Origin of the sequence: Micromonospora sp. M61, assembly GCF_018070245.1 — a bacterium.
Classification (GTDB): Bacteria; Actinomycetota; Actinomycetes; order Mycobacteriales; family Micromonosporaceae; genus Micromonospora; species Micromonospora zamorensis.
Genome location: NZ_JAGPYA010000014.1, coordinates 113,898 through 122,840, shown reverse-complemented (window position 1 = coordinate 122,840; position 8,943 = coordinate 113,898). Strand labels below are relative to the sequence as shown.

Below are 8,943 nucleotides of genomic sequence, written 5' to 3'. Positions count from 1 at the left end.
AGCGGCGGTCATCGTCCCAGCAACGGCCTTCCAATTTCCAGGGAGGATCAGGAGCGGGGCCTTGCGTTGCGCAGCCTGATGCCACTGAAGCCGACCGAACTGTTGGTCACTACGTCCCAGAAGGACCAGAGGTTGTTCAGCACGCGAAGCTGGATTCCCGCCTCGGCGTGACACCGCAGCAGATCACCCACCGGCTCGGGAGGACCGAGGGGTGTGACGGGCTCGACTGCCACGAGCGCGTGTGGTTCGGGAGTGCCGAATAGTTGGAAGCGATCAGCGGGTAGCCGGTACGCGAACAGTCGCACCCTCTGCATCGCCTCCAGCCAGCCGTACTCGATCGCATGTACTCGCTCGCCGCAGCCCGCTCCGACGACCCGATCACGATCCGCCCGAGAGGTGGTCGGCAGCACCCAGGCCATCGCCCGGGGGCACTGGCGCGGGAACCAGTAATCGGGAGCCCGATCCTGGTCGACGGCCCACACGTATGCGTCCGGTTGCTGAGCGGTCGCGGCGACATGCGGAACGAACCGCGTGATCGTCGGGTCTTCCGAGAAATGCAGCACCTGCCCAGGCTCTGGTCGCATTTGGTCGTTCCTACCTGGGAGAGGTGCTCAGCTCAACTACATTCGGGCGGCCTCCGGTCGCGCTCCGAACTCAGCGCCACCGCAATGCCGGCACTCGAACAACCGCTCGTCGATGACGGGCTACTCAAGATCCAGGATGACGTGCACCCCATCCTCTAGAGCTTCCAGAGGCGTTACCCATTATGAGGATCTGCGGCGTCGGCGTTGATGTCCGCCGCACGCGCTGCCGGAGAGTCGGTCTTCACCGGTATCAGCAGGTCGATGGAATCGCGACGACGGTAGAACTCGATGCTGGGCCGGGTCGAATCATGGTCGGCTGCCCGCATCAGCTCCGCATAGCGCTCGGGGATGTGGGTGTAGATCTCGGGCGGCTCGCCGCGAAGTGTTGTCGACAGGTATTGACCGCCGGGGATTGACCCGGACTGGAGGCCGGCCAGCGTGGCGTCGGCGCCGTCCTGGACCTGCACGCAGACCCGGTACGCCCCGTCCGGTGGGCCGAAGACCCCGAAGAACTTCCGCCCCTGGAGTGACCCCACCATTGTTTCCAGGCGATCCCATGCCTCGGTGATCGCGTCCTGCTCGTCGGCCGTGGCGATGAACAGCACCGCTGTCTCGTCGCGCTCGACGCACCGTGTGCTCAGGTCCTCTGCGGGCGTCGACGCATCCATGAACGGCAACCTATGTCACCGGTACGACAGTGCTCCTAGCCGGTTGGCCGCGAAGCGCTGCCCAACTCCTGGTGGGGGCGGAGCAGCTCCCGCATGGCATCGATCTCGGCAACCAGTGCGGCCTGCCCCTGCTCGGTGATCCTGAGTTCACTGAGCTGATGACGGCCGGCGGGATCGACCGTGGTGGTTCCACCCGAGCCCCGGCGGGGCTACTGTCCGGCCTGGAGGTGGTCCGTGTTCACCGAAGCTTTTCCGATCGTGACGACACCTGACCTGCCACGACTGATCGGGTTCTACCGGGATGTGGTCGGCTTCGAGCTGACCTACCGGTTCCCGGACGAGGGTGTTCCGGAGTTCGTCGCACTCCGACTGGGCAACAGCGAGCTGGGCCTGGCCGCCAATCCAGAGGCCGGCGGGCCGGCCGAGTCGCACCGCTGGGAGCTGTGCGTCTACGCCGACGACTGCGACGCCGCCGTGCACGCCCTGCGTTCGGGCGGCGCCACGGTCACCGAGGAACCCGTCGACCAGCCGTGGGGGGAGCGGTCCGCCCGGGTCACGGATCCCGACGGCAACCGCATGCTGGTGCTGTCCCGCCTCGCTTAGGGCCTGCACAGATCCTGGACAGTTTCCGAGCAGGCGTAACGGAAACTGCCCAGGATCGCGGGTCAGCGCCGCCAGAACAGGAGATGGGTGACTCCGCTGGCGCTGGGCACCGACTCCAGGTGGAAGCGGTCGAGAAGTTCGTCGGGGCTGTCCCACAGGCGCTCACCCCGGTCGAGGTCGACGGGCGCGACGGCGATGTGCATCGTGTCGACCAGGTCGGCATCGAGGAACTCGCGGATGGTGGCGACCCCACCACCGAGGCGTACGTCCCGACCGTCGGCTGCCTGCTTCGCCCGGGCCAGCGCCTCGGCCGGGCTGGCGTCGAGGAAGTGGAACGTGGTGTCGGACAGCGTGAACGACGGGCGTTCGTGGTGGGTGAGCACGAAGACCGGCGTGTGGAACGGCGGGTTGTCCCCCCACCAGCCCTGCCAGTCGTGGTTCTCCCAGGGCCCGCGCTGAGGGCCGAACTTGTTGCGACCCATGATCTCCGCGCCGATGTTGCACTCGGCGTCGCGGGTCAGATAGTCGTCGAGGCCGCGACTGCCGCCGGGCTCGGTGCGATACACGAAGCTGGCGGTGGCGGCCCGCCACGAGAACAGCGGAGTGGGGTCCGCGTGGCCGAAGGGCCGTTCCAGGCTCTGCCCCTCGCCGGTGCCGAACCCGTCGCGCGACACGTTGAAGCACTGCACCCGCAGCAGTTGCGGCATGGCGTCTCCTCTTGAGGTGGCGGGTCGGGTGACTCAGTTCGTGGTCGTCGTCGGGCCGCCGCCCCTGCCCCGATCGTCGAGCACGAGTGGGGCGCGACCGTTCACGTCGTACCGGATGTGGGTGACCTGCGGGGTGTGCAGGACGCGGGTCGGCGTCAGTTCGATCGCCTCCTTGTCGCCGAGGTCGAGATCCGCGTCGAACAGTCGCAGGCCGGTGCCGAGCACGACCGGTACGACGTGCAGCTCCAACTCGTCGAGCAGCCCCGCCTTGATGACCTGCCGCACCAGGCTGCCGCCTCCGGCCACGGCGACGTTCTTGCCGCCGGCCACGGCGCGCGCCTGCTCGACGGCACTGGCCACACCATCGGTGACGTAGGTGAAGCTGGTGCCTCCGCTCCGCAGGAGGGTCTGGCGGGGGCGGTGCGTGACGACGAAGACCGGTGCGCGGAACGGCGGCTCCTCGCCCCAGGGCGCCTCACCGCCGTCGGCCATCCGGCGCCCCATCACGTACGCGCCGGCGGCCCCGAACGACTCGGCGATGACCTCGGAGTTGGTGTCCTCCTCACCACCGGCGAAGCCCTGTCGTTCACGCCACGCCGACGCCTCCGTCGCCCAGCGGGTGACCCGGAAGAACCCGGCGCTCTCCGCCGAGTCCATCCAGTTGCCGTCGCCCTCGAACCGTGGGCCGGCGTAGAAGCCGTCCACCGACACCGACAGCTGTGCGGTCACCTTGGTCATCGCGTTGGTCCTCTCCTCGGTCACACCCGACGGGGTGCGGCTCGCCAAGGGGTCGGAGCCGAACGGGAGACCCCTACCCGAGAGCAGTGTGACGTGCGTCACCCGAAGGCTCGGTCACGTACCAGGTTCCGGCGTGTTCCGGGTCGCGGGACCAGCGCAGCCGGGGCTTCTCCTCCGGGCGGGGCCTCCAGTCCCGGTAGGGCGCGAGGGCCACCCGCCAGGCGATCACCGTGAAGACGTAGATGCCCGGACCGACCAGCCAGAGCAGGGCGTCGCGCCGCCGATAGGAGGCGTACGGCGCCAGCCACGCGGTCGCCGTCATCGGCAGTGCGATCGCACTGAGGTCGGCCATCGGCCCGCGACCGAACCGGGACTCGATCAGCTCGCGGAGGAGGAAGGACGGGACAACCACCGCGAGCGTCATGGCCACCGTGCGGATCGTGCGGCCGCGGCGCTCCCGGGGTACGCGGGCAGCAGACGCTTCGGCGGGCATGCCCGGAGGGTACGGGACGACCGCAACGCGGATCGACAACCGGCGGCGGTGCTGTCCCCGGCTAGGCTGGCGATCATGCGGATTGGCATCGTCATCCTGCCCGACCAGCGGTGGGCGGAGGCACAGCGTCGGTGGCGGCAGGTGGACGAGTGGGGCTTCGACCACGCCTGGACCTACGACCACCTGGGTTGGCGTGACCTGGTCGACGGCCCGTGGTTCGACTCGATGGCCACATTGACCGCCGCCGCGACGGTGACCTCCCGGATCCGGTTGGGCACCCTGGTGGCGTCGCCGAACTTCCGGCACCCGGCGGCGTTCGCCCGGCAGATCACCACCGTGGACGACGTCTCCGACGGTCGGCTGCTGCTCGGCCTGGGCGCGGGTGGTATCGGGTTCGACTCGGCCGTGCTGGGCGGTGAGACCCTGCCGCCGCGTCAGCGGGTGGACCGGTTCGCCGAGTTCACCGAGCTGCTCGATCTCGTCCTGCGCGAGGACGGCACCACCTGGCGTGGTGAGTGGTTCGCCGCGGTGGACGCCCGCAACAACCCCGGCTGCGTGCAGCAGCCCCGGGTTCCCTTCGTGGTGGCCGCCAACGGGCCGCGATCGATGCGGCTGGTGGCCCGGTTCGGTCAGGGCTGGGTGACCACCGGCACCGATGCCGACGACGTGTCGGGCTGGTGGGACACCGTGTCGGCGCTGTCCGCGCGGATGGATCGCACGCTGGAGGAGGCCGGCCGCGATCCGGCCACTCTGGACCGTTACCTCTCGCTGGACGCGGCGCCGGTGTTCTCGCTCAGCAGCGCGCAGTTCTTCGCCGACCAGGTCGGCCGGGCCGCGGACCTGGGCTTCACCGACGTGGTGACGCACTGGCCGCGCGCCAGCAGCTGGTACGCCGGCGACGAGGCCATCCTCGCGGACGTGGCGACGCGGTTGCTGCCCGAGCTGCGCGCCTGACGTGGCCGCGTCAGGTGCCGAGGTCGCCGCTGGCCACTCCGCCCTCGCCGCCGGACACCAGTCGCAGGCGTAGGCAGACGATCGGGGTGTCGCCGTCGACCGGGGTGCCGAGGCCCGCCCAGTAGGCCGCGTGCCCGGCCCGCCACTCCTCGATCGAGCGGTCCCCCTCACCCTCGGCGCGGGCGAAGTCCCATGGCACGTCCGCGAAGCGGACCACCTCGACTCCGGTGATCTCCACGACGCCGGCCAGCGCGTTGTCGTCGTCGACCAGGGCCAGCCGTTCCCCGACCTGCTCCAGTTCCTCGCCCTCTTCCGCGTACTCGGCGAGCCGGCCGGCCGTCGCGGTCTTCACGCCGGCCAGCACGAGGGTGTTGAGGGTCGCCCGCAGCTCGCCGGGGGTGCCGAGGGCAAGGGTGCGCAGTTCACCGATCCGAGGCCACATCCTGCCGAGGCTAGGCCAGCGCGACCCGTACTGCCGCCGCATTGCGCCGGGGCCTGCTCAGATCAGTTGGCCGGCGTAGCCGGCGGCGGTGAGCAGCCGGTCGTCGCCAGTGGCCGCGTGCGCGTCGAGCACCGCGTCGGCGAGCTTGACCACGTGCTCGTCGCCGTGCCGAGCCGCCCGGGCGAAGACCTCCGTCGGGGTCACGGCGGTCACGGTCGGTGGCGCGATGCCGTCGGCTGGGGCGTACACCGAGGTCAGGGCCGCCGTCGCGGCCCAGGCCGCGGCGAGGCTCGGCGCCCACAGCGCCCGGTCCAGGGCCGGCAGGGTACGCAGCACCGCGGTCGGCGCGGTGACCGCGTGCACCAGCATGACCGGCGCGGCGTGACCGAAGCGCAGGTAGTCCAAGCCGGCGCGGTGCACCAACGTGGTGAGCCCGCGCTTCGCCTCGTCCGGGCTCCGCGCGGGGCTCAGCGCCGCGAGCGCCGGCTCCCACCGGGGTACGCCCGGCAGTTGACCCAACCGGTCCCGGACGCCGCCGGTCTGGTCGTCGATCCGGGGCAGCCCGGCCAGCGCGGCGTCCACGTCCATCTGCTCGCGGCCGGCCCGGTGGCCGTCGAGAACACGGTCGGTGCCGGGGATCGGCTGCCAGCGGGCCGCCCAGTAGCCGAGGGCCTGGGCCAGTTCGGTGAGCCGGGGTGGGTTCACGTCGTCCGTTTCGAGGACGCGTACGGCGTGCCCGACCCGGATCACGCCGTGGGTGGCGCCGGCGGCGATGCCCGGCAGCAGGCGGGGCCACCAGGTTCCGAGCACGTCACGCCACGGGTGGTCGCGCAGTTGCCGGTCGAAGTACGCCAGCCAGTCACCGGCCCGCTTCGGATCGCCCAGCGCCGCCCGCCAGTCGTCGATCGGGTGCAACCCCCGGGGCAGTTCGTCGAGTCGGCCGAGGTAGTCGTCGAGCCAACGGTGCACCTGTCCCTGGTGCCCGTGTCGGGCCAGCGCCTCGACGGCCATCGGTCCGTGGTTGGAGAGCCACCCCTCGTATTCGGGGCCGGTGCGATGCAGTCGTTCGTACGCCTCGTCGAGAATGCCGTCACTCATGCATCGATCGTCGGACGTGAACCGAGGTTCAGGTCAAGCGTGCAGATCGGTGGCGTCGATCAGGCCGGTGATCCGCAGGTCGGCCGCGACCTCGGGCGGGCAGTCGACGGCCACCACGGCGGTGCCCAGCACCTCGGCGCCACGCGCCGCGCAGATGTCATAGAGGGCGTGGAGCTGCGCGCCCGTACGCACCCAGTCGTCCACCACCAGCACCCGGTCGTCGGGGCCGAGGTGCCGGTCCCGTACCGCCAGGTCGACCCGTCGTCCCCGGTAGTCCGGTGGGCTCTGCGCCCAGGTGAGCGGCCCGGCCGGCAGCCGGCCGTCGGCGGGTTTGTGTGCGGCCACGAAGCCGACCCCGAGGGCGGTGGCGGCAAGCGGCCCGAGCAGCAGCCCGGTGACCGCCGGGGCGAGCACCACCGTCGGCCGGGCGGCCCGGTACGGCGCCACCAGGGCCGGTCCCAGCTCGGCCAGCACCGTCGGGTCGCGCCACCAACCGGAGATGTCGCTGACCAGGTGACTGGTGCCCGGACCGGGGTCGATCCACCGGAACAGGGCGGCCAGGCGTTCGGTCAGCTCAGCGGGCATCCGCTCATCCTGCGCCACGGCCGGTCGACGTGCCGACACCCGGGCCGGCCGGCCCATCCCGCCTCGGATGATCGGCTACACGTAACAGTGCAAATACGGGCATACCACTATGATCACGTTGACTTCGGAAGTGCTTCTCTCGTTACGGTCCGACCCGGTTTGTTCAGTCGACGAAAGGACCGGGCCGGTGGCAGGTAAGCACTCCCGTACCCGCATCTTCTCCTCCCCGGCGGGCATCGTGGCCACCGCGGCGGTCGGCGTCGCCCTCGCCGTCGGGGGCACGTTCGGTGCCGTGCAGCTGACCTCCGGCTCCGCTCAGTCGGGCCAGACGACTCTCGACCTCACCCCGACCACCGCCGCCAGCAGCCTCGCCCCCAGCTCCCCGGCCGCCTCCGCGTCCCCGAGTGCCAGCGTCTCCCCGAGCGCGTCCGCCAGCCCCTCGGCCAGCCGGTCGCAGCAGGCCGCCTCCCGAGGCAAGGAGCGCACCGCGTCGCCGAAGCCGAAGCCGACCACCAAGAAGACCACCGCCGCCCCGAAGGTGCTGGACAGCGGCTCGTGCGGCGCCTCGTTCTACTCCGACGGGCAGCTCACCGCCAACGGTGAGTCGTTCAACCCGAGTGCGCTGACCGCCGCACACAAGACGCTGCCGTTCAACACCAAGGTCCGGGTGACCAACCCGGCCAACGGCAAGTCGGTAGTGGTGCGGATCAACGATCGCGGCCCGTTCATCGACGGCCGCTGCCTGGACCTCTCCCGCGCCGCGTTCGCCACCATCGCCTCGGTCGACGTGGGCGCGCTCACCGTCCGCTACGAGGTACTCGGCTGAGTGGGGCAAGCGACGTCGATTCGGCCGGTCGATCGGACCGGCCGGTCAGAACCTCCTCGGACGACGGGTCAGGTTCATTCACCGTTTCACGCGGATCAGGCAAACTGGCTCTCGTATCCACGCGACTCCTTCAGCCGGTCCGTCGCCCGCTGAGCCCCGGATCCCGCGCCGGCCTCGGCGCGGCCCTCGTTCTGCTCGCGATCGTGTCGGCGGTCGAGGCGGCGGACGGGCGTTCGGCGAACTACATCGCACTGTTGGCGGCCGCACCGATCCTGGCCGCCGCACTGGCGGCCTGGCCGGTGGTGCTGGGGGTGGGTGTCGCCGCGACAGTGATCGGGGTCGCCTTCGCGCTGCTCGATCCGGAGATGTTGCTGGTCACCTCGGTCAACGTGGTCTGGGTCGCGCTCGCCACCGGGCTGGCGGTGGCGGTGACATCGGTCCGCCAGAAGCAGGCGGACCGGATCGTCGAGTTGACCAAGCTCGCCTCGGTGGCCCAGCAGGCTGTGCTGCGTCCACTCGGCCCGCAGGTCGGGACGCTCTCGGTCGCCGGTCGCTACATCTCCTCCACCGCCACGGCCGAGATCGGCGGTGACCTGTACGAGGCGATCGACACGCCCTACGGCGTACGCATGATCATCGGTGACGTGCGCGGCAAGGGCCTGGACGCGGTCCGGCTGGCGAGCATCGTCCTCGGTTCCTATCGCCACGTGGCCTACGAGCGGGCCGACCTGCGGGCCGTCGTCGCCGACCTGGACCGCGCGGTCGCCCGCAACGTGGGCGACGAGGACTTCGTCACCGCGGCTCTGGTGGAGGAGCGCGGTGGCACGCTCACGATCGTCAACTGCGGACATCCGCCGCCGCTGCTGCTGCGTCGGGGCGCGGTGATCCCGCTGGAGCCGCCGGCGCCGGCCCCTCCGCTCGGGTTCATGCCGGTGGTCCGCCCCCGGGTCGAACGCCTGGAGCCCGGCGACCGGCTGCTGCTGTTCACCGACGGGCTCGGCGAGGCGCGGCGTGACGGGGAGTTCTTCCCGACCGCCGACCGGGCCTGGCGACTGCTCGGTCACGGCACTGTCGCCAACGGGCTGGCCTCACTGGAGACGGCGCTGATCGAGTGGGTCCATGGTCGCCTCGACGACGACATCGCTCTGGTCCTCATGGAGTACGTCGGTGCCCGCACCGCCGTGACCGCAGCGGTCCCGAGCTGGGAGGTCGGCGCCGCCGAGAGCTGATTCGGTCAGCGCGGCC

Annotated in this window: 12 protein-coding genes; 4 read left to right on the top strand and 8 right to left on the bottom strand. The window is 70.9% G+C overall.

Translation table 11 applies throughout. The annotated features are described in order from the left end of the window. Positions 1-47: 47 nt before the first annotated feature. Positions 48-584, bottom strand: coding sequence for a DUF6886 family protein (locus tag KBX34_RS34415; protein WP_210791887.1), 537 nt, complete (start codon positions 582-584; stop codon positions 48-50). A 173-nt stretch (positions 585-757) separates the two neighbouring features. Further along, the gene (locus KBX34_RS10990) at positions 758-1,252 is read right to left on the bottom strand and encodes a GyrI-like domain-containing protein (RefSeq protein WP_210924791.1); all 495 of its coding nucleotides are present in this window, start codon (positions 1,250-1,252) and stop codon (positions 758-760) included. A 258-nt stretch (positions 1,253-1,510) separates the two neighbouring features. Between KBX34_RS10990 and KBX34_RS10985 the strand changes: the two genes are divergently transcribed. Further along, positions 1,511-1,855: a glyoxalase/bleomycin resistance/extradiol dioxygenase family protein gene (locus KBX34_RS10985; protein WP_231927181.1), complete on the top strand. Its 345-nt coding sequence runs from the start codon at positions 1,511-1,513 to the stop codon at positions 1,853-1,855. Positions 1,856-1,917: 62 nt separating this feature from the next. On the opposite strand, the gene KBX34_RS10980 is transcribed toward KBX34_RS10985, so the two are convergent. The 3 genes from KBX34_RS10980 to KBX34_RS10970 form a co-directional block, all read right to left on the bottom strand. Then, the gene (locus KBX34_RS10980; RefSeq protein WP_210924789.1) at positions 1,918-2,562 is read right to left on the bottom strand and encodes a dihydrofolate reductase family protein; all 645 of its coding nucleotides are present in this window, start codon (positions 2,560-2,562) and stop codon (positions 1,918-1,920) included. A gap of 33 nt (positions 2,563-2,595) precedes the next feature. Then, a complete protein-coding gene (locus KBX34_RS10975) occupies positions 2,596-3,300 on the bottom strand; it encodes a dihydrofolate reductase family protein (RefSeq protein ID WP_210924787.1) in 705 nt (234 codons plus the stop codon). A 73-nt stretch (positions 3,301-3,373) separates the two neighbouring features. Next, positions 3,374-3,793: a hypothetical protein gene (locus KBX34_RS10970; RefSeq protein ID WP_210924785.1), complete on the bottom strand. Its 420-nt coding sequence runs from the start codon at positions 3,791-3,793 to the stop codon at positions 3,374-3,376. A gap of 75 nt (positions 3,794-3,868) precedes the next feature. Here KBX34_RS10970 and KBX34_RS10965 point away from each other — a divergent pair, with 75 nt between their 5' ends. Continuing rightward, the gene (locus tag KBX34_RS10965) at positions 3,869-4,747 is read left to right on the top strand and encodes an LLM class flavin-dependent oxidoreductase (protein ID WP_210924783.1); all 879 of its coding nucleotides are present in this window, start codon (positions 3,869-3,871) and stop codon (positions 4,745-4,747) included. Positions 4,748-4,757: 10 nt separating this feature from the next. Here the strand turns inward: KBX34_RS10965 and KBX34_RS10960 are convergent, their stop codons facing one another. From KBX34_RS10960 to KBX34_RS10950, 3 genes are read right to left on the bottom strand one after another with little or no spacing between them, the layout of a single operon-like run. Continuing rightward, the gene (locus KBX34_RS10960) at positions 4,758-5,189 is read right to left on the bottom strand and encodes an ASCH domain-containing protein (RefSeq protein ID WP_210924781.1); all 432 of its coding nucleotides are present in this window, start codon (positions 5,187-5,189) and stop codon (positions 4,758-4,760) included. 57 nt (positions 5,190-5,246) lie between these two features. After that, a complete protein-coding gene (locus KBX34_RS10955; protein ID WP_210924779.1) occupies positions 5,247-6,287 on the bottom strand; it encodes a questin oxidase family protein in 1,041 nt (346 codons plus the stop codon). 33 nt (positions 6,288-6,320) lie between these two features. Next, entirely contained in the window at positions 6,321-6,872 is a 552-nt protein-coding gene (locus KBX34_RS10950) for a phosphoribosyltransferase family protein (protein WP_210924778.1), read from the bottom strand. A gap of 187 nt (positions 6,873-7,059) precedes the next feature. Here KBX34_RS10950 and KBX34_RS10945 point away from each other — a divergent pair, with 187 nt between their 5' ends. Both KBX34_RS10945 and KBX34_RS10940 read left to right on the top strand, forming a co-directional pair. After that, on the top strand, positions 7,060-7,698 hold the full coding sequence (locus KBX34_RS10945; RefSeq protein WP_210791909.1) for a septal ring lytic transglycosylase RlpA family protein: 639 nt from the start codon (positions 7,060-7,062) through the stop codon (positions 7,696-7,698). 104 nt (positions 7,699-7,802) lie between these two features. Continuing rightward, a complete protein-coding gene (locus tag KBX34_RS10940) occupies positions 7,803-8,927 on the top strand; it encodes a PP2C family protein-serine/threonine phosphatase (protein ID WP_210924798.1) in 1,125 nt (374 codons plus the stop codon). Positions 8,928-8,943 lie beyond the last annotated feature (16 nt).

Excerpts from the sequence above, each read along its gene's own strand:
- KBX34_RS34415 (WP_210791887.1), bottom strand. The coding sequence starts at position 584 with ATGCGACCAGAGCCTGGGCAGGTGCTGCATTTCTCGGAAGACCCGACG.
- KBX34_RS10990 (WP_210924791.1), bottom strand. The coding sequence starts at position 1,252 with ATGGATGCGTCGACGCCCGCAGAGGACCTGAGCACACGGTGCGTCGAG.
- KBX34_RS10980 (WP_210924789.1), bottom strand. The coding sequence starts at position 2,562 with ATGCCGCAACTGCTGCGGGTGCAGTGCTTCAACGTGTCGCGCGACGGG.
- KBX34_RS10975 (WP_210924787.1), bottom strand. The coding sequence starts at position 3,300 with ATGACCAAGGTGACCGCACAGCTGTCGGTGTCGGTGGACGGCTTCTAC.
- KBX34_RS10970 (WP_210924785.1), bottom strand. The coding sequence starts at position 3,793 with ATGCCCGCCGAAGCGTCTGCTGCCCGCGTACCCCGGGAGCGCCGCGGC.
- KBX34_RS10965 (WP_210924783.1), top strand. The coding sequence starts at position 3,869 with ATGCGGATTGGCATCGTCATCCTGCCCGACCAGCGGTGGGCGGAGGCA.
- KBX34_RS10960 (WP_210924781.1), bottom strand. The coding sequence starts at position 5,189 with ATGTGGCCTCGGATCGGTGAACTGCGCACCCTTGCCCTCGGCACCCCC.
- KBX34_RS10955 (WP_210924779.1), bottom strand. The coding sequence starts at position 6,287 with ATGAGTGACGGCATTCTCGACGAGGCGTACGAACGACTGCATCGCACC.
- KBX34_RS10950 (WP_210924778.1), bottom strand. The coding sequence starts at position 6,872 with ATGCCCGCTGAGCTGACCGAACGCCTGGCCGCCCTGTTCCGGTGGATC.